This window comes from Pseudomonas auratipiscis (assembly GCF_036324085.1).
GTDB lineage: Bacteria > Pseudomonadota > Gammaproteobacteria > Pseudomonadales > Pseudomonadaceae > Aquipseudomonas > Aquipseudomonas auratipiscis.
On sequence record NZ_JAZDCU010000002.1, the window covers coordinates 471,105 to 489,234 of the forward strand.

At 58.1% G+C, this 18,130-nt stretch carries 16 protein-coding genes; 11 read left to right on the plus strand and 5 right to left on the minus strand.

From position 1 onward, the window contains the following. Window positions 1–5 precede the first annotated feature (5 nt). A complete protein-coding gene (locus V0R60_RS04650; protein WP_330078768.1) occupies window positions 6–923 on the plus strand; it encodes a zinc ABC transporter substrate-binding protein in 918 nt (305 codons plus the stop codon). Window positions 924–1,039: 116 nt separating this feature from the next. On the opposite strand, the gene V0R60_RS04655 is transcribed toward V0R60_RS04650, so the two are convergent. Together V0R60_RS04655 and V0R60_RS04660 are read right to left on the minus strand one after the other, a co-directional pair. Beyond that, the gene (locus tag V0R60_RS04655) at window positions 1,040–1,990 is read right to left on the minus strand and encodes a homoserine kinase (RefSeq protein ID WP_330078767.1); all 951 of its coding nucleotides are present in this window, start codon (window positions 1,988–1,990) and stop codon (window positions 1,040–1,042) included. A gap of 64 nt (window positions 1,991–2,054) precedes the next feature. Further along, a complete protein-coding gene (locus V0R60_RS04660) occupies window positions 2,055–2,345 on the minus strand; it encodes a DUF2782 domain-containing protein (RefSeq protein WP_136473892.1) in 291 nt (96 codons plus the stop codon). A 74-nt stretch (window positions 2,346–2,419) separates the two neighbouring features. On the opposite strand from V0R60_RS04660, the gene polA reads away from it, so the two are divergent. Then, window positions 2,420–5,182 (plus strand): DNA polymerase I, encoded by a 2,763-nt coding sequence (gene polA / locus V0R60_RS04665; RefSeq protein WP_330078766.1) that lies wholly within the window; start codon window positions 2,420–2,422, stop codon window positions 5,180–5,182. 304 nt (window positions 5,183–5,486) lie between these two features. Here polA and yihA read toward each other — a convergent pair whose 3' ends face one another. After that, the gene (yihA, locus tag V0R60_RS04670) at window positions 5,487–6,119 is read right to left on the minus strand and encodes a ribosome biogenesis GTP-binding protein YihA/YsxC (protein ID WP_136473894.1); all 633 of its coding nucleotides are present in this window, start codon (window positions 6,117–6,119) and stop codon (window positions 5,487–5,489) included. 192 nt (window positions 6,120–6,311) lie between these two features. Between yihA and V0R60_RS04675 the strand changes: the two genes are divergently transcribed. The 7 genes from V0R60_RS04675 to V0R60_RS04705 all read left to right on the plus strand — a co-directional run bounded on the left by V0R60_RS04675 (window position 6,312) and on the right by V0R60_RS04705 (window position 13,456). Beyond that, window positions 6,312–6,614 carry a c-type cytochrome gene (locus V0R60_RS04675; protein WP_136473895.1) on the plus strand — a complete coding sequence of 101 codons (303 nt, stop codon included), beginning with the start codon at window positions 6,312–6,314 and terminating at the stop codon, window positions 6,612–6,614. A gap of 33 nt (window positions 6,615–6,647) precedes the next feature. Further along, window positions 6,648–7,265: a c-type cytochrome gene (locus V0R60_RS04680; protein WP_136473896.1), complete on the plus strand. Its 618-nt coding sequence runs from the start codon at window positions 6,648–6,650 to the stop codon at window positions 7,263–7,265. A 166-nt stretch (window positions 7,266–7,431) separates the two neighbouring features. Continuing rightward, window positions 7,432–8,064 (plus strand): thiol:disulfide interchange protein DsbA, encoded by a 633-nt coding sequence (gene dsbA, locus V0R60_RS04685; RefSeq protein WP_136473897.1) that lies wholly within the window; start codon window positions 7,432–7,434, stop codon window positions 8,062–8,064. Window positions 8,065–8,073: 9 nt separating this feature from the next. Beyond that, window positions 8,074–8,931, plus strand: a complete 858-nt coding sequence (locus V0R60_RS04690) for an endonuclease/exonuclease/phosphatase family protein (protein WP_168198501.1) — start codon at window positions 8,074–8,076, stop codon at window positions 8,929–8,931. 27 nt (window positions 8,932–8,958) lie between these two features. Further along, window positions 8,959–10,923 carry a GGDEF domain-containing protein gene (locus V0R60_RS04695; RefSeq protein WP_330078765.1) on the plus strand — a complete coding sequence of 655 codons (1,965 nt, stop codon included), beginning with the start codon at window positions 8,959–8,961 and terminating at the stop codon, window positions 10,921–10,923. A 61-nt stretch (window positions 10,924–10,984) separates the two neighbouring features. After that, the gene (locus tag V0R60_RS04700; RefSeq protein ID WP_330078764.1) at window positions 10,985–11,758 is read left to right on the plus strand and encodes an N-acetylmuramoyl-L-alanine amidase; all 774 of its coding nucleotides are present in this window, start codon (window positions 10,985–10,987) and stop codon (window positions 11,756–11,758) included. A gap of 78 nt (window positions 11,759–11,836) precedes the next feature. Further along, window positions 11,837–13,456 (plus strand): EAL domain-containing protein, encoded by a 1,620-nt coding sequence (locus V0R60_RS04705; RefSeq protein WP_136473901.1) that lies wholly within the window; start codon window positions 11,837–11,839, stop codon window positions 13,454–13,456. 15 nt (window positions 13,457–13,471) lie between these two features. Here the strand turns inward: V0R60_RS04705 and V0R60_RS04710 are convergent, their stop codons facing one another. After that, window positions 13,472–15,259: an ATP-binding protein gene (locus V0R60_RS04710; RefSeq protein WP_136473902.1), complete on the minus strand. Its 1,788-nt coding sequence runs from the start codon at window positions 15,257–15,259 to the stop codon at window positions 13,472–13,474. Then, window positions 15,256–16,602 carry a sigma-54-dependent response regulator transcription factor AlgB gene (algB, locus tag V0R60_RS04715; RefSeq protein WP_330078763.1) on the minus strand — a complete coding sequence of 449 codons (1,347 nt, stop codon included), beginning with the start codon at window positions 16,600–16,602 and terminating at the stop codon, window positions 15,256–15,258. The genes V0R60_RS04710 and algB overlap by 4 nt, the downstream gene beginning before the upstream one ends. 209 nt (window positions 16,603–16,811) lie before the next feature. Here algB and V0R60_RS04720 point away from each other — a divergent pair, with 209 nt between their 5' ends. Both V0R60_RS04720 and V0R60_RS04725 read left to right on the plus strand, forming a co-directional pair. Next, a complete protein-coding gene (locus V0R60_RS04720) occupies window positions 16,812–17,648 on the plus strand; it encodes a BON domain-containing protein (protein ID WP_136473904.1) in 837 nt (278 codons plus the stop codon). A gap of 172 nt (window positions 17,649–17,820) precedes the next feature. After that, the gene (locus V0R60_RS04725; protein WP_136473905.1) at window positions 17,821–18,093 is read left to right on the plus strand and encodes a hypothetical protein; all 273 of its coding nucleotides are present in this window, start codon (window positions 17,821–17,823) and stop codon (window positions 18,091–18,093) included. Window positions 18,094–18,130: the final 37 nt, after the last annotated feature.

An 18,130-nucleotide genomic window follows, 5' to 3' on the forward strand; every position in this document is an offset into this window, starting at 1 on the left:
TCATCGTGTCTCGATTTTTTGCCCTTTTTGTCGCTTTTATCACCTCGATGGTGATGGTTCAGGCACAGGCTGAGGTCCGTGTCCTGACCAGCATCAAGCCTCTGCAGCAGATTGCCGCTGCAGTCCAGGATGGTGTTGGCAGCCCGGAAGTATTGCTGCCGCCTGGCGCCTCGCCACATCACTACGCACTGCGCCCTTCCGATGTACGCCGGGTGGGCGATGTGGAGTTGTTGTACTGGATCGGTCCGGATATGGAAGGCTTCCTGCCTCGGGTGCTGAAAACCCGCAGTAAGCCGAGCGTAGCTGTACAGGACCTGCCGGGGCTGCATCTGCGTCATTTTGGCGAAGACAGCCATTCACATGACGAAGACGGCGATGATCATGACCACGACCATCGCCCAGGCAGCCTTGATGCGCACCTGTGGCTGTCGTCGGTCAACGCTCGGGTAATTGCGGCGAAGATGGCTGCTGACCTCAGCGGCGTCGACCCAGCCAATGCGGCGCGCTACCAGAGCAATCTGAAAGTCTTCAATGAGCGCCTGGACGCCCTGGATGCGCGCCTGAAGACGCGTTTGGCCGGTGTCAGCGCCAAGCCGTTCTTTGTGTTTCACGAGGCATTCGACTATTTCGAGTCGGCGTATGGCCTCAAGCATGCGGGCGTTTTCAGTGTGGCTGCCGAAGTACAGCCAGGTGCACAGCACGTGGCGGCAATGCGTAAGCGCCTGCAGGAAACAGGCAAGACTTGTGTGTTCAGTGAACCGCCGCTGCGTCCGCGTCTGGCCGAGACATTGACGGCAGGTTTGCCGGTAACCCTGGCTGAGCTGGATGCATTGGGCGGCACGGCGCCGGCGAGCGCTCAGGGTTACGAGCAATTGCTCGAGAAGCTGGGCAATGATTTGGCTGGCTGCCTGGAAAAGCTCTAGGACGACCGCGGTAACTCGGCAGGAGCGGGCTTGCCCCGCGATCCTGCCGCAATGTGGCGGGCATGCTCCGGGCCCGGCCCGGAGTAAACCCATCCCGACCGGGATCGCAGGTTACCTTACAAGGCAAACGGCAAGGCAATTTCCACGTGTTGGCGCGCCGCCAGCCGAACTTCAAAATCTGCAGGGTCGTGGATCAGCACATCCATGCCCGCGAAAGATTCGGCAGCGATCAAGCGCGACAGCCAGAAGCGTACGCAGGCGATGCGCAACATGATCGGCCACAGCTGGGCTTCGGCAGCAGTGAATGGACGCAGTGCCGCGTAGGCACCGAGCAGTGCTCGCGCCCGCGGGCTGTCGATGTTGCCGTGATCATCGCAGCACCAATCGTTGAGGGTAATGGCCAGGTCATAGAGCATTGGCCCGGAGCAGGCATTGTAGAAATCGATCACACCGGTAAGGTGAGTGCCTTCGAACAAGACATTGTCGCGAAACAGGTCGGCATGCAGGTTGGCCCGTGGCAGTGCCATGATCTGCGCCTGATGCGCGCTGATCTCGTCGAGGCAGCCTTGCAACAACTGGCGCTGTTGTTCACTCAAGCGTGGCATCAGCTCGACACCGGTCTCCAGCATCCAGTCCAGGCCGCGATCAGTCTTGCGCTCCAGCACTTTGTTGCGAGTTGCCAGGTGCAGGTGGCCTAGCCATTCGCCGATCTGCACACAATGCTGATTATTGACGGCCTTGATGTGCTTGCCAGCCAGGCGCGGCTGCAACAGCGCCGGCTTGCCAGCCAGCTCGCGCAAGGCCACGCCGTCGGTGTCGCGCAGGGCGTAAGGCACCGGCAGGTCGGCCTCATGCAGCACGTCGAGCAGTTCGATGAAGAACGGCAGATCCTGGATCGGACCGCGCTCGACCAACGTCAGCACGTACTCTCCCTGTTCCAGACTGACAAAGAAATTGCTGTTCTCGGTGCCGGCGGCAATGCCCTGGAAGTCTCGCAGGCGGCCAAGGCCGTACGGCGCCAGAAAGGTTTCCAGCTCAGGCCGGGTCAGGGGGGTGAAGACTGACATGATCAAAAATTGCCCATACGGGCACCTCTACAGCGAAGTGCCAGGTTGATGTGAAGGGTACGGCTTACTTCCACTCGAAGATTTTCCACGAAGGGATCAGCATGTCTGGTTGGTCGGAGCGAACAAAGTTGGCGTCCGTACCGTCGGCGCGTACCAGGAAATAAGGCTTGCCACCTTTTGGGGTGACCTTGATTGCATACAGGAAGCCATTTTGACGGTATTCCTGAATAGTCTTGTCGCCTTCCGTGCGAATAGTTACTTCCGGATCAGCCGATGGCGCATCTTCTGCGGCCAAGGTGACGACCGGAGTGGCTGCCAACAGGCTGAGCAGCAACAGGCGATTTAGTGTACGCATGATAACCTTGTCCCTTTGTCGTCAATGTTCCGGACATTCTAGCGCCGGGCCCGCCGAAAAGGTTGATTCTGCTCATGAGCCAAGCTCCCCTCGTCCTGGTGGACGGTTCCTCATACCTCTACCGCGCCTTCCATGCGCTGCCGCCGCTGACCACCTCCAAGGGCATGCCGACCGGTGCGGTCAAGGGCGTGCTGAACATGCTCAAGAGCCTGCGCAAGCAGTATCCGGACAGCTTGTTTGCGGTGGTGTTCGACGCCAAGGGCGGCACCTTCCGTGATGAAATGTTCGCCGAGTACAAGGCCAACCGGCCCAGCATGCCGGACGATCTGCGTGTGCAGGTCGAACCGTTGCATGCCAGCGTTCGTGCCTTGGGCTATCCATTGTTGTGCGTAGAAGGGGTAGAGGCCGACGATGTTATCGGCACTTTGGCCCGCAGCAGCGCCGCTCTGGACCGCCCGGTGATCATCTCTACCGGTGACAAGGACATGGCGCAATTGGTTGATGGCCACATTACGCTGGTCAATACCATGACCGGTACTGTCCTCGACGTACCTGGCGTACACGAGAAATTCGGCGTCGGTCCTGAGCACATCATCGACTTTCTTGCCCTGATGGGCGACAAAGTCGACAACATTCCGGGTGTTCCAGGCGTCGGCGAAAAGACCGCCGTTGGCCTGTTGACCGGTATTGGCGGTGGTTTGCGCGAGCTTTACGAGAATCTGGACAAGGTCCCAGGCCTGGCCATTCGTGGCGCCAAGACCTTGCCAGCAAAGCTTGAAGAGCACCGCGATGCGGCCTTCCTTTCCTATGAATTGGCAACGATCAAGGTCGATGTACCGCTGGATGTTGAAGTCGACGACCTGGTGTGTGGCGAGCCGGATCGCGAAGCGCTGCTTGAGCTATACACCGAAATGGAGTTCAAGAGCTGGATCGACGAGGTACAACGTGACGCCAAGCGAGCCGGCCAGGAGATCGTCGCCGAGGTCGTCGAGGAAGTGGTCGAGGCGAAGTATGAAACTATCCTCGATCAGGCCCGCTTCGACGCTTGGCTGGAAAAGCTGCGTGCCGCCCCATTGTTTGCCTTTGACACCGAAACTACCGGCCTGGACGCGCAACAGGCGCAGCTGGTGGGTTTGTCCTTCGCCGTGCAGGCCCACGAAGCCGCTTATGTGCCCTTGACCCATAGTTATATGGGCGCGCCTGAGCAACTGGATCGTGACAGCGTGCTGCTGGCGCTCAAACCGTTGCTGGAAGACCCGAGCAAACTCAAAGTCGGGCAGAACGCCAAGTACGACATGAACATCCTCGCCAACTGCGCCATTGGTGGTGATAGTGCCAATGGCATTCTGATGCAGGGCGTGTCTTTCGACACCATGCTTGAATCCTATGTGCTGGACTCCACGGCTACCCGCCACGACATGGACAGCCTGGCGCTCAAGTACCTGAACCACACCACCATCGGTTTTACCGACATTGCCGGGAAAGGCGCCAAACAGCTGACGTTCGACCAGATCAGTCTGGAACAGGCCGGCCCCTACGCGGCCGAAGATGCGGACGTTACCCTGCGCCTGCACCAGGCGCTGCAACAGAAGCTGGCTAAAACCCCTAGCGTATTGCCGGTGCTGACCGATATCGAAATGCCGCTGGTGCCAGTGTTGGCGAAAATCGAACGCCAAGGTGCGCTGGTCGATGCGAACTTGCTGGGTATCCAGAGCGTCGAGTTGGGCGATAAGCTGGTCGAGTTGGAGCGCGAGGCTTTTGCCATTGCAGGTGAGGAGTTCAACCTCGGCTCCCCTAAGCAACTGGGCGTGATCCTTTACGAAAAGCTCGGCATGCCGGTGCTGAGCAAGACCGCCAAGGGCCAGGCCTCTACCGCTGAAGCGGTATTGGCTGAACTGGCCGACATGGAGTTCCCACTGCCGAAGGTGCTGATGCAGTACCGCTCCTTGAGCAAGCTCAAAAGCACCTACACCGACCGCCTGCCGGAACAGATCAATCCGCGCACCGGGCGTATCCATACCTCGTACCAGCAGGCAGTCGCAGCCACCGGTCGTTTGTCCTCCAGTGATCCGAACCTGCAGAACATTCCAATCCGCACCGCGGAAGGTCGGCGGATTCGCCAAGCCTTCATCGCAGCGCCTGGCTATCAGCTTCTGGCGGCGGACTATTCGCAGATTGAACTGCGAATCATGGCGCACCTGGCCAAGGACGAGGGGCTGCTGCACGCGTTTCGCAACGACCTGGACGTACACCGGGCCACTGCGGCGGAGGTTTTCGGTGTTGACCTGGCAGATGTCACCATCGATCAGCGACGCAGCGCCAAGGCGATCAACTTCGGTTTGATCTATGGCATGAGCGCTTTTGGCCTGGCCAAGCAGATCGGCGTGGACCGCAAACAGTCCCAGGCTTATATCGACCGCTATTTTGCGCGTTATCCCGGTGTGCTGGCCTACATGGAGCGCACTCGCGCGCAGGCGGCGGAACAAGGCTTTGTCGAAACACTGTTTGGTCGCCGTTTGTACTTGCCTGAAATCAATGCCAAGAACCCAGCCTTGCGCAAGGGGGCAGAACGCACGGCGATCAACGCGCCGATGCAGGGCACGGCGGCAGACATTATAAAGCGCGCCATGGTGGCTGTGGATAACTGGCTTACCGAGTCTGGCCTGGACGCTCGAGTCATTCTGCAGGTCCACGATGAACTGGTTCTGGAGGTGCGCGAAGACCTGATCGAGCAGGTCCGTGAACAAATTCGCCCGCACATGAGCAATGCCGCATCACTCGATGTTCCACTGCTGGTTGAGGTGGGAGTAGGGTCAAATTGGGACGAAGCGCATTAAAAATGCGCCTAATTGCCGAAAAAATCTGCGACATATCGTCGCGGCTTTTTTTCGGTTCCAGGGACGTTATCTCGAAAGGAATTTGGCCCTATCGCAAATAGTTTCTAAAGCTTCGGAACTAAACCAGTGAACTGCGACTCAGAGTACCTGAATGGCTGGTGAAGCCCTTCGATGCTCCTATGTTGTGTTAAGTGTTGGCAGATATCTGGACCCCGCCCTAGCGGTCCGGAAACTTGGACCCCGAACTTCCCCCTCCCCATACGAAGTCCGGGGTTTTTTTTGCCCGGCGTTTGCCGGGCAGCCCTTATTCTGCGGGCTTGTCGGCCAATTCCATCCACTTGGCCAATACGCCATAGGCTTCTTCCAAGCCCTGGCGCTTGGGGGCCGAGAACAACTGGATAGTCACGGCATCACCCCAACCCTTGCGGATTTCGGACTGCACTTTGAGCAGGGTGTTCTTGGCTGCGCCGAAGGTCAGCTTGTCGGCCTTGGTCAACAGGATATGCATAGGCATGCCAGCGGCCTGGGACCAGTCGAGCATCATCTTGTCGAAATCGGTCATTGGATGGCGCACGTCCATCATCAGGATCAGGCCCTTCAGGCATTCGCGGCTGCCCAGGTAGGCTTCCAGGTGCTTCTGCCAGTGCTGCTTGAGCGGAATCGGAACCTTGGCATAACCGTAACCCGGCAAGTCGACCAAACGCCGTTCATCGTCCAGACTGAAGAAATTCAAAAGCTGGGTGCGCCCCGGTGTTTTCGAGGTGCGCGCCAGGCTGGCGTGGGTCAGGGTATTCAGGGCGCTGGATTTGCCGGCGTTGGAGCGGCCGGCAAAAGCCACTTCGTAGCCTTGGTCGGCTGGGCACTGGTCGACCTTGGCGGCGCTGAGCGCGAATTTGGCTTGTTGGCAGAGACCGAGAATGGGGTTTTTGACTTGCATGGTTTTTCCGATTGGGCGTTGCGCGAGGAGGTCTCGGCAAGCAGTGTCGTTTCCGTTTCAGTAACGGGAGTATATAATGCCCCAGTTTTTGTGTGCGCATTATCCCGGCGTAGGAGGATGTGCACGGGGGCGGTTGATTCAAGCTCGCGCAGTAGAACGCAGTGCAACCCCCAACCCTGAAAGGTCGTTCGTATGACGAAATGGCTGCTTGCTGCAGGTGTCTTGATACCGTTTTTCAGCGCTCAGGCTACACAGGATCCCCAGGCAGTGTACAAGCGAGCATGTGCCGCTTGCCATGCCGGACAGCTACCGCAGGCACCGCAGGTTGGTGACAAGGCAGCATGGGAGCCTCGGCTGGCGCAAGGAATGGAGACGCTGGTGAAGCATGTCACACAGGGTTTCAAGGCTATGCCGCCGCGTGGATTGTGCATGGACTGCAGTGCCGAGGACTACCAGGTGATCATCCAGTGGATGAGCCAAAGTCCCGATACATAACTCTTTCACCCTTAGCCGTAGTTGGATTAGCTGATGAACAAACTACTCGTGAGTCTGCTGTTGACCTTAGGCGTCACTGGTGCAGCCAATGCCGCAGAGCCTATCAAAGGGGATGCCGCTGCTGGTCAGGCCAAAACTGCTGTATGTGGCGCTTGTCACAATCCTGACGGCAACAGCATGGCGCCGAATTTCCCGAAACTTGCAGGCCAGGGTGAAAAGTACCTGGAGAAACAACTGCACGACATCAAGTCGGGCAAGCGCACCGTGCTGGAAATGACCGGCATGCTCGCGGCTTTCAACGACCAGGACATGGCCGACATCGCTGCCTACTTCTCCAGCCAGAAAGGTAGCGTAGGTGCTGCCGATCCCAAGCTGGTCGAGCATGGCCGCGCCCTGTTCAATGGCGGTGACATCGAGAAGGGCCTGCCAGCCTGCAGCGGCTGCCACTCGCCTAACGGCGCGGGCATTGCCCTGGCCGGCTTCCCACACCTGGGTGGCCAGCACGCTACCTATGTTGCCAAACAGCTGACCGACTTCCGCGAAGGCAATCGCACCAACGACGGCGATGCCACCACGATGCGCACCATCGCTGCCAAGCTGAGCAACAAGGACATCGAAGCGCTGTCCAGCTACATTCAGGGTCTGCACTGATCCACGCTTTAACGCTGGGTTAATACTGCAGCGTAAAGATGAAAAGGGTGGCTTGGGCCACCCTTTTTTGTGCCCGCTGCCGTTACACTAACGAACTCGGGCCCGCTTCGACCTGTCTTACCGCAGGTCGTATCGAGGCGACCAATAGATTGCTCAGGAGTGAAGCATGCGTAATTTGATTCTCAGCGCCACGCTGGTCGCCGCCAGCGTATTCGGAATGACTGCCCAGGCTGCCGAGCCCATCGAAGCCGGTCGGGAGTATGTCGAGCTGAGCAACGCCGTACCGGTGTCGGTGCCAGGTAAGATCGAAGTCGTCGAGTTGTTCTGGTACGGCTGCCCGCATTGCTACAGCTTCGAACCAGTGGTTAATCCATGGGCGGAAAAACTGCCCGCCGATGTCAATTTCAAGCGTATCCCCGCCATGTTCGGTGGCCCGTGGGATGCACATGGTCAAATGTTCCTGACCCTCGAAGCCATGGGTGTCGAGCACCAGGTTCATGCTGCAGTGTTTGAAGCGATTCAGGTGCAGCGCAAGAAACTGACCGACCCTGAAGAAATGGCCGAGTTCCTGGCTACCCAAGGTGTCGATAAAGACAAATTCCTCGCCACTTTCAACTCCTTTGCAATCAAAGGCCAGGTACAGAAGGCTAAAGAGCTGGCCAAGAAGTATGAAATCACCGGCGTTCCAAGCATGGTCGTCAACGGCAAGTATCGTTTCGACCTGGGCACTGCCCAAGGTCCACAAGGTGTGCTGAACGTTGCTGACCAACTGATCGCCAAGGAGCGCGCCGCCAAGTAAGCGGCGCCCATCATGCGACGTTGGAAAGCTGAGCGAGGCGTAGGCCTGCATGACCCGCGGGTCAACGAACATCACTTGCAGGCAAATGGCCTGCCAGAGGATGGCAGGCTGCGTCTGCTCAGTTTCAATATCCAGGTGGGTATCAGCACCGAACGTTACCGCCACTACCTGACCAAGAGCTGGCAGCACTTGCTGCCGCATAACGGTCGTGCCGGCAATCTGCAGAAAATCGGTGAATTGCTCGGTGACTTCGACCTGGTCGCCCTTCAGGAAGCCGACGGCGGAAGCCTGCGTTCCGGGTACGTCAATCAGGTCGAGCATCTGGCTCAACTGGGTGCCTTCCCGTACTGGTACCAGCAGCTCAACCGCAACCTTGGGCGCTTTGCTCAGCACAGCAATGGCGTGCTCAGCCGCCTCAAGCCGCAATTGCTCGAAGACCATCCCCTGCCTGGTCCAGCTGGGCGCGGGGCGATTCTGGTGCGTTTTGGTGAAGGCGAAGACGCACTGGTCGTGGTCATGATGCACCTGGCACTGGGTTCGAAGACCCGGGCCCTGCAGCTCGCTTATATCCGTGAATTGATTGGCGGATATCGTCATCAGGTGCTGATGGGCGACATGAATACTCACGCCAATGATCTGCTCGAACACTCTCCCCTACGCGATTTGGGCCTTGTCGCCCCGCAAGTGCAAGCCACCTTCCCCAGTTGGCGGCCGCAGCGCTGCCTTGATCATATTTTGCTCAGCCCGAGCCTGACACTGGAGCGGGTCGAGGTGCTGGCCCAGCCAATTTCCGACCATCTTCCGGTTGCTGTTGAGATTCGTTTGCCTGATGCCCTTGCTATGGATACGCTGCCCGCTTTGAGCTAATTGCCACTACCCTCTGCGGACCCAGGCATGACCGACGAAGCGCAACGCTGGAAAGAAAAGTACCTCAAGAGTATCGAACAGCAAGAGAAGCTCGAGCGCCGTTGGGAAGCCCGCCTCGACTTGTTGCGCCGTGGTCTGGTGCGTAGCACCTTGGCCGCTGAAGGTAGCGATCGGGCGGTGGATCAGTGCATGAAGGAAATGCGCGAAGTTATCCGCACCGACAACATGGATGCCGCCCTGGCTGGGCTCATTCCGCGCCTGGAAAAGGCGGTGCTCGATTCCGAACAGCGTCGAGAAACACGGATCGGCCAGGTAGGTACCGCGTTGAATGCGTTGGTGAGTCAGTTGCAGAGCTTGCCCTTGCCAAGTGATGTCAGTCGTCCGCTGAAAAAATTCGCCAAGCAACTCGACGCCCGGGCCGGCCAGTCACGCGAAATGCCGCTGTTGCTGGGTGAGCTCAGCAGCCTGCAAGGTCAGGCGCTGTCGGCACTGGAGCGGCCGGAGGAGATCGCGCGTCCCGGCTTGCTACAGCGATTGTTTGGCGGTCGTGAGGCAGAAATCGAAGAGTTGCAGCCGGCTTTTGCAGGTGAAGGACACGCTGTGGCGGGCAGTGTCCCTGCGCTGCAGGCGGCAGTTGGTGCCGAACCACTGCTTGCTCCCGACGAGTCTGCAGACATCGATGAATTGCAGCCCCCCGCCGAAGCTCAAACCACCAGCATCGCTCCTGAAGCCGAAGCCGTGTCGGTAGTCTCGGCGCCAGAAATAGAACTAGAGCGAGAGCGAGAGCCAGAGCCAGAGCCAGAGCTACAGGCACAAGAACCCGAAGCTCTGGAAACCGTCGAGAAATCTGTGGATGCTGAGGCCTCCCTCGCTGCGCATCAGGGTGAAAGCGCCGAAGCGCTACCCGAGGCTATCCAATACGCTCTGCCCGATGGCACCGAACCAAGCTATAGCTCGGTTGCCGCGCACATTGAAGAAACCTTGCTGGGCCTGCTCAACGACCTGGACTTTCCCGAACGCCACAAGGAGCAGGCGCAACATGTGCGCGACCGTTTGGAACATGGCCTGAACTGGTATGAGTTGCTACCGGTACTGGACGACCTGGCCGTGCTCATGCTGGCCATCAACGACAGCGGTCAGCATGAGTTCGAAGCGTACTTGCAACAACTCAACGAAAGACTTGAGTCGTTTCAGAGCCACTTGCAGGAAGCCAGCGAAGGCCATGCCGACAACAGCACCGCTGCCCGTGACCTGGACAGCCAGTTGCGCGAACAGGTCGACGGTTTGCAAAACAGTGTGCAAGGTGCAGCCGATCTGGACAGCCTCAAGTCGGTCCTGGAAAACCGCTTGGAAGGGTTGCTCGGCACAATGGATGAGCATCAGCATCAACGTGATCAGCGCGAGCAGGAAATGGCGGGTCGCTTGCAGGGCTTGGCCGAGCGTGTGGCCAACATGGAACAAGAAGCCATGGGCTATCGCGAGCATCTCGAGGAGCAGCGACAGAAAGCCTTGATCGATCCCTTGACCGGGTTACCCAATCGGGCTGCCTGGTCGGAACGCGTCGACCAGGAGTTGCTGCACTGGCAAGAGAGCGGTGGCCATTTGTTGATGGCTATTCTTGACTTGGACCACTTCAAACGGATCAACGACAGCTACGGCCATTTGGCCGGCGACAAGGTGCTCAAGATAGTCGCCAATGAGTTGCGTAAACGCTTACGCCCCCAGGACTTCATTGCTCGCTTTGGTGGTGAGGAGTTTGTCCTGTTGATTCCACAGACTGCTTTGGCTGCAGGCTGCCAATTGGTCGAAACCTTGCGTGCCGCCGTAGAAGCTTGTCCTTTCCACTTCAAGGGCGAGCGCGTGACCATTACCCTGTCGATCGGAATCAGCGCGTTTCGCTCAGGGGAGCGCAGTGAAGTAGTGCTCAAGCGTGCTGATGAAGCGCTTTATCGCGCGAAACATCTCGGTAGAAATCGAGTCGAACAAGGATAAGTGACGGTAGCGTACATACGTTATGCTATTGCATTGCAGATCATCACATGTGCCCTTCACCATGAAAGCCATTTTTACCGCGCTCTTGCTGCTTGCGCTTGCAGGCTGCAGCAGTGGTTTGCGGATCGACCGCAGCCACACTTCGGTCAACCAGGACGGACGCATCCAGTTCGTCGTCCTGCATTACACCAACGCGAACCTCGAGCGCTCCCTGGCGCTGCTGACTCATGGTGAGGTCAGCAGTCACTACCTGATTGGCGACTCGCCGGCGACGGTCTACCAGTTGGTCGATGAAAGTCGCCGCGCCTGGCATGCCGGCGATAGTCGGTGGGATGGGCGTACCTGGCTCAACTCCAGCTCCATCGGTATCGAGATAGTCAACCCGGGTTTCACCGATACACCGGCAGGACGTGTCTGGCAGCCTTATACCGAAGCGCAGATCGAAGCCTTGATCGTGCTGCTCAAGGACATCGTCAAACGCAACAACATTCAGCCGCGCTACATTGTTGGTCACAGCGACATCGCACCGTCGCGCAAGCTCGACCCTGGTCCGATGTTCCCCTGGAAGCGTCTGGCCGATGCAGGCTTGGGTGTCTGGCCCAACGCGCAAGCAGTGGCTCAGCAGCAGGCGCGCTTCAGCGTCAATCCACCGAGTATCACTTGGTATCAGCAGCAATTGGCACGCTTCGGCTACGCAATCGAGCAGACCGGTGTCTACGATGTCAGTACCAAACATGTTCTGGCAGCCTTCCAGATGCGCTTTCGCCCCCAGCGTTTCGACGGCGTAGCAGATGCACAAACGGCTGCGATGTTGCAGGTACTCAATGGCCGCTGAGTAACGACGCCGCCAAACGGCCAGGCTGACTTGACCGGCAGTTGCTATACCTCTTGGTATTCAACTGGGTGTTTCTTGATGTCAGCTGCTATTTCTGTGCTGCGCCACTTGCTCTACCGTCCCTGGTTACTGGCCACACTTGCGGCTTCGGCCAGCGCAATCTTGTTGCTGCTCGCCAGCATCGGCGTGGCCATGCATCAGATGCAATTGAGTGAAAGCGACCAGATGAACGCCAAGGGCGAGCGCTTTCTCGAGCGTTTAGAGCAGATTTTCGGGCAACTGCGCGAAGGTGTTGATCAGTTGGAAGCGCAACCGCTTCGCGGTTGTGACGCAGCGATGCTCAATGTCTTGCAGATGGTTGGCTTCAATTATCGCTTCGTCTATGAAGCAGCCTACGTTGATGGCACGGTGGCCTGCTCCAATCGAATTGGGCAGCGTACCATCAGCCCTTTGCGACCTCCGGATATTCATGGACCGACCTATAGCTATTGGTTGAACACCACCACCGAGCCAGATGACAACATTGCCGCGCTGATGCTGGGACGTGGCAAATTCCTGGTAGCTACCTCGCGCGGGCATTTGACGGATGTAGTCGATCTACCTCCCGATGGTAGCTTGCTGGTGGTGCTGGATAACGGTACGCGGGCTGTGCCGGTGCTGGGTCCTCCTCAGGTTTGGCCGCCCTCCTCTGACTGGCCGCCGAAATCCAAGGACTCGCTGCTGGAATTGCCCGACCGACTGGTTTACCTGATGCCCACCAAGTCGCCCGACTATGAGTTGGCGTTGATCGTGCCGCGTGCAAGTTTGCCGCTGAAGATGAACGGGGTGTTGTGGCTGCTTTTTCCCGGCAGCCTGGTGTTGGCGTGGTGCCTGGGTTGGTTGGTGCTGCAGTTGGTACGTCAGCGGCGTTCGATGAGTTCCGAACTGCAGGGCGCGCTGCGTCGGGGCGAATTGCAGGTGCTGTACCAGCCGATCTTCGAGCTCAATAGCCGTCGCTGTGTCGGGGCTGAGGCGTTGGTGCGCTGGCGTCGACCGGACGGCACTTTGACCAGCCCAGACCTATTTATCCCGCTGGCGGAAAACACCGGGCAGATTCGACCGATCACTGACTTCGTGTTGCAGCGGGTACTTGAACAGTTAGGGCAGCTTCTGCGCTCCAATCGGCAGTTGTACGTATCGGTCAATCTGGCCGCCTGTGACGTGATGGTGCCGAGGATTGGCAGAGTGGCTGCACGTCTACTGGCAATGCACCATGTCTCTGCCAGTCAGATTGCGTTCGAAGTTACCGAGCGCGGCCTGATCGACGTCGTGGTTGCTCGTGACAACTTACAGTCCTTGCGGGCGTGCGGCCACCAGGTATTGATCGATGACTTCGGTACAGGTTATTGCAGCCTGGCTTACTTGCAGACACTTCCGGTGGACTGCCTGAAAATCGACAAGGCTTTTATCGACGCTCTTGGACATGATGCGGCCAGCAGCGGTGTGGCACCCCACATCATTCGTATGGCGCATGCCTTGCAGTTGCGGGTCATAGCGGAAGGCATTGAATACGAAGACCAGGCCTTGCTGCTCAACAGCGAAGGTGTCGATTATGGCCAGGGCTGGCTATTTGCACATCCGCTCAGTGCCCGTCAGTTCGTCGAGTTGATCACCCGGGGGCGGCGCATGGCGCCGCGGCGGATCGACGATGAAGCCTGAGGGTGCTGTGCGGTTTCAAACTGGCAAGGCCATATAGAACTGAGTGCCTTGCCCGGGGCGGGAATAAACACCCATGCGCCCGCCATGCAATTGAACAATCTCCTTGCACAGTGCCAGTCCCAGACCCGCTCCCCCTTTTTTACGACCTACCTGCACGAACGGCTCAAATATCCGCCCCTGCTGGCTATAGGCGATACCTTCACCGTTGTCTTCAATGCTAATGATGACCCGTTCCGCTTGCCGCCTGGCATGCAGGCGAATACTGCCGGCCACTGGGGTATGGCGAACGGCGTTGTCGAGCAGGTTGTCAATGACCCGATCCAGTTGCGCAGGATCGGCTTGGATATGTGGCAGCGGCGTCGCCAGTTCTACCTGAAGTTCGATTTGCTTGTCACTGGCGGGGCCGGCAAATCGCGTGCAGGCACGGGCCAGTAACTCGTCGACAGCGCAGGGCATCAATTCCAGCTTTTGCTGCCCGCTTTGGTAGCGGGAGAAGTTCAGCAGGTCATTTATCAGTTGCGTCAGGCGCTGCATTTCCTCGCCGATGGTATCGAGCAAATCGGTCTCTCGCGCTTGCGCAGGGAAGGTCAGCCGCTCTCGCAGCAGTCCGAAGGCCATGTGCATTCCGGTGACCGGAGTGCGCAGTTCGTGCGAAGCACGTAGGACGAACTCGCTGCGTACTCGCTCGAAGATGCGCTGCTCAGTCACGTCATTAAGTACCATGACCGCACCGAGGATCTGCCCGTCAGGATGGCAAACAGGGGTCATGCGATAAGCCAGCAGCCGCGGTTCGTCATCTATCTCCAGACTCAGGTCCTCAGGTACCCGGTCAAGGCTCGCGCCGCGAAGCACCCGTTGCAGCTGTTCCTCCAGACCCGGTCGCTGCAAGGCGTCGCTCAGGCCGACACCCAGGCGGCTGTCATCCCAGCTCAGCTGACGGCGGGCCACTGGGTTGATGTGCTCAAGGTGGCCTTGGCGATCAATGATCAATAGACCGTCGTCGATGCTGTCGAGCACCGCTTGCAGGCGCTGCTGGCCTGTGAGCATTTCGTCGATGTTGGTTGCCTGATGCTTGTTCAAGGCCTCAGCCATCAAGCCGAAGCGCCGAGTCAGTTGGTTGATCTCAAGCGCATGGGCCGTCGGCAAGGTGATTTTGAAGTCGCCCTGGCCTATCTGGTCAGCCGCTTTGGCCAGGGCCTCGATAGGTTGCCCGAAGCGTCGAGCCAGACTATGGGCGGTGACAAAGCCCAGGATAAGTACGCTTAAACCCACCAGGCCGAGCAGCGCTGAAATCATCAAGGCGCGTTCATAGCTGCGCTGTTCATTATCATTGATATGCTCGAGCGCTCGCTTGTGGGCATCGACCAGACTGCTGCGCAGCGCCCCGAATGCTTTGCCCAGCGGTTGTTCGGGCCCCAAGCCATGGGCGGGAACCGGGGTGCCGTTAAAGGTCTCGAGGTACTGCTGATAAAGGGCATTGGTACTGACGAAACCGGCGTCGGCATCATGGCTTTTACCCCGTTTGACCCCTTCGTCCAACAGCTTTTGAAACTGCGCCTGCAGATTGCCAAGTGCGTTCATATCGGCTGATTCGTTCAGCATCAATGTCAGCTGTTCGCCAAGGTTTTGCCGTAGCTTCAGGCCCAGATCCAGGGTGGCAGCGTTTTCGCGGATCAGCGCTTGCTGGGTGTTAGCCATTTGCAAAACACTGACCAGGCCAAGTAGCAAGCCAAACAGCGCTACTGTAATCAGCGCCGAAATGCTGAGAAAAAGCTGCGTACGCAGCTTCATCGACCATTTCATAAGTTGTACTGCTTACGTTTGCGATACAGCGTCGAGGCGTCGATACCCAGGGTTTTTGCGGCTTGGTCCAGGGTTTCACTGGTAGCAAGCACCGCTCCGATATGGGCACGTTCCAACTCGTCGAGACTCAGCGAGGCACCGACACGTGGCGCGTTGGTGGCCGGTTGTTCCGCCATGCCCAAGTGGCTGATTTCAACCCGCTCCTGAGAGCAGATGATACTGGCCCGCTCGACTACGTTGCGCAATTCGCGGATGTTCCCCGGCCAGCGGTAATTGAGGAGGGCTGCCCGCGCTTCTTCGCTGAAGATGCGTGCTGGCCTCGAGTACTCTTTCACAAAGCGCGCAAGGAAGCGGTCGGCGAGGGTCAGGATGTCTTCGCTGCGTTCGCGCAACGGAGGTAGATGCAACGTGATCACGTTCAGGCGATAAAGCAGGTCTTCGCGAAAGCGACCCTCGCGGACCATGTCCTCAAGGTTGAGGTTGGTGGCGGCCAGAATGCGTACATCGGCGCGGCGGGTAACCGGGTCGCCGACACGTTCGTACTCTTTGTCTTGAATAAAGCGCAGCAGTTTGGGTTGCAACGTCAGCGGGAAGTCTCCGATCTCGTCGAGGAACAGGGTGCCGCCGTCGGCTTGATTGACTCGGCCCAGGGTGCTTTCACTGGCCCCGGTGAACGCGCCGCGGCTATGACCGAACAACTCGCTTTCCATCAACTCGGCAGTGAGCGAAGGACAGTTAATGGTTGTGCAGGCCTTGCGCGCGCGTTTGCTCCAGCCGTGAACCGCTCTGGCCAATTCGCCCTTACCCGTGCCGGATTCTCCGAGAATCAGGATGTTGGCATCGGTGCTGGCCACCTGGCGGGCGGTTTCCAGCACAGCCATCATGGCCGGGCTGTGCGAATCCAGGCCGTCCTTGGGTTTGAGTATTTCTCCTTCCAACGCTTCAAGCCGCGCCGACAGCTGGCGTACCTCCAATTGCTTGGCTGCTGCCAGACGCAACTGATCAGGGCTGCAAGGCTTGATCAGATAGTCCGCTGCTCCGGCCTGGATCGCGTCGACGGCGGTATCGACCGCAGAGTGGGCCGTTACGATGACGATGCGCATCCAGGGAGCCTGGATACGCATTTGTGCCAGTACATCCAGGCCGTTGTCTTCGCCCAGGCGCAAATCAAGGAAACACAGGTCGAAGACCTGGCGTTGAAGCAACGTCTCGGCTTGCGTCGCGCTGGTGGCGGTGGCCACGCTGTAGCCTTCATCTTCAAGGCAATATCGGAAGGTACGCAGAATGGCAGATTCGTCGTCCACCAACAGGATACGGCCTTGATGTTCCTGGGCTGACTCCATTTCCTACGCTCCTTTTAGATTGATCTTTACTTAGTGCCGGAGAAATCGGGCAAGTTGCATGCCTTTCTCTGATTTATTCCGATCACTGCATGGTAGCTCCTGTCTATCCACATATCTAACTCATTGAAAACTTTAGAGTGATCTCCTTTGTAGGACCTTGCGGCGCACACAGCTGTCCAACTGGTTTGTGCTCTGTAGGAGGTTTTCCCATGGCTGCTCCATACCGACTGGCAGTTGCTGCTGCCATGTTGCTTTCGCTACCGCTGGCTGCTTCTGCCGCCGAATCCCTCCCTACGCCCGCTCACCAAGCGCGGTTGGAGGGCGGGCTGCAAACTGCGCTGGCACTGAATCGGCTGCTCAATCCCTACAAGATAGAAGTGCGGGTTGAAGGAAAAACCGCGTATTTACAGGGCGAAGTCGAAAACCAAGTCGAGCGGCATCTGGCCGAGCAAGTTGCCCTGGCGACCCGCGGTATCGACAGCGTTGAGAACCAACTGCGGGTGAATGCCGAGCTGGTCGAGCAGCCTCTGGAGCGACGTGCTTACGCCCAGCGCTTGGAAGACGCGACGCTGGCTTCAGTCATTCAGGCACGCTTGCTGTGGAGTACCCATACCCAGGCGGTACCTATAGAAGTAGAAAGCCGCGACGGCGTGGTGACCTTGCGAGGCCAGGTGAACAGCGCTGAGGCCAAGGAACTGGCGGGCGTTCTGGCGGGGTCCACAGAGGGGGTGTTTCTGGTCAATAACCTGATCAGCCTGAGCGCCGCTGATATGGCCAAGCTGCGAGAAGAACAGCAACAGGTACGGATCGACCCACAGCTTAGTGATGCCTGGATCAATGACAAGATCCAGACCAGCTTCATGTACAGCCGAAACCTCGACGGCCCGAATATTAAGGTTGCCACCCAAGATGGCGTCGTGCGCCTGTCTGGCGAGGTAGTCAGCAGTGAACAGAAAACCATTGCGGTGGAAGTGGCACGGCAAATTCGCGGCGTACGAGGTGTTGACGCAGACATGCTCAAGATCGCCAGCAAAGTCTCAGGTTAATCATGCAAATCGCACGGTCGCCCAACGGGCATCGTGCAGGATACGCACCAAATAATTCGTCTTTATTTTTTAACTTATTGATTTATATAGAAAATATTTTAAAGCGGTGACTGGCATGCACTCTGCAATAACTACTGCAAGACAACAATGAATGCAGCAGGAGGAGCACGGCATGAACCGCCACACCGCCACCTTAGTGCAACTATCGCCACATCAATTGCGCCAGGGACTGCTCCTCAGTTTGACGCTGCTGCTAACCCTCATTGCTGGCCAGCTCTATCACAACTGGCAAGTCGTACAGAGTGCTCACGAGATAGCAGTTCGAGCCGCCTTGGTAATCAAGGCGCCGGTGGCTAACCCTCCGATGCTTATGCAATCTCGGCCGCAGGCCGCGAGTGCCGCCTCGGTGGATACCACTACACCGCGTGATCGTTGGGTGTTCTAAGCATTGTCCGAGGATTTATTTCAAGAACGGTAAGGAG

Coding starts and splice junctions, on each gene's coding strand:
- yihA (WP_136473894.1), bottom strand. CDS start 6,119: ATGCAAGTCAAAAACCCCATTCTCGGTCTCTGCCAACAAGCCAAATTC.
- V0R60_RS04720 (WP_136473904.1), top strand. CDS start 16,812: ATGGCTGCTCCATACCGACTGGCAGTTGCTGCTGCCATGTTGCTTTCG.
- V0R60_RS04700 (WP_330078764.1), top strand. CDS start 10,985: ATGAAAGCCATTTTTACCGCGCTCTTGCTGCTTGCGCTTGCAGGCTGC.
- V0R60_RS04660 (WP_136473892.1), bottom strand. CDS start 2,345: ATGCGTACACTAAATCGCCTGTTGCTGCTCAGCCTGTTGGCAGCCACT.
- V0R60_RS04705 (WP_136473901.1), top strand. CDS start 11,837: ATGTCAGCTGCTATTTCTGTGCTGCGCCACTTGCTCTACCGTCCCTGG.
- polA (WP_330078766.1), top strand. CDS start 2,420: ATGAGCCAAGCTCCCCTCGTCCTGGTGGACGGTTCCTCATACCTCTAC.
- V0R60_RS04725 (WP_136473905.1), top strand. CDS start 17,821: ATGAACCGCCACACCGCCACCTTAGTGCAACTATCGCCACATCAATTG.
- V0R60_RS04655 (WP_330078767.1), bottom strand. CDS start 1,990: ATGTCAGTCTTCACCCCCCTGACCCGGCCTGAGCTGGAAACCTTTCTG.
- algB (WP_330078763.1), bottom strand. CDS start 16,602: ATGGAGTCAGCCCAGGAACATCAAGGCCGTATCCTGTTGGTGGACGAC.
- V0R60_RS04680 (WP_136473896.1), top strand. CDS start 6,648: ATGAACAAACTACTCGTGAGTCTGCTGTTGACCTTAGGCGTCACTGGT.
- V0R60_RS04695 (WP_330078765.1), top strand. CDS start 8,959: ATGACCGACGAAGCGCAACGCTGGAAAGAAAAGTACCTCAAGAGTATC.
- V0R60_RS04675 (WP_136473895.1), top strand. CDS start 6,312: ATGACGAAATGGCTGCTTGCTGCAGGTGTCTTGATACCGTTTTTCAGC.
- V0R60_RS04710 (WP_136473902.1), bottom strand. CDS start 15,259: ATGAAATGGTCGATGAAGCTGCGTACGCAGCTTTTTCTCAGCATTTCG.
- dsbA (WP_136473897.1), top strand. CDS start 7,432: ATGCGTAATTTGATTCTCAGCGCCACGCTGGTCGCCGCCAGCGTATTC.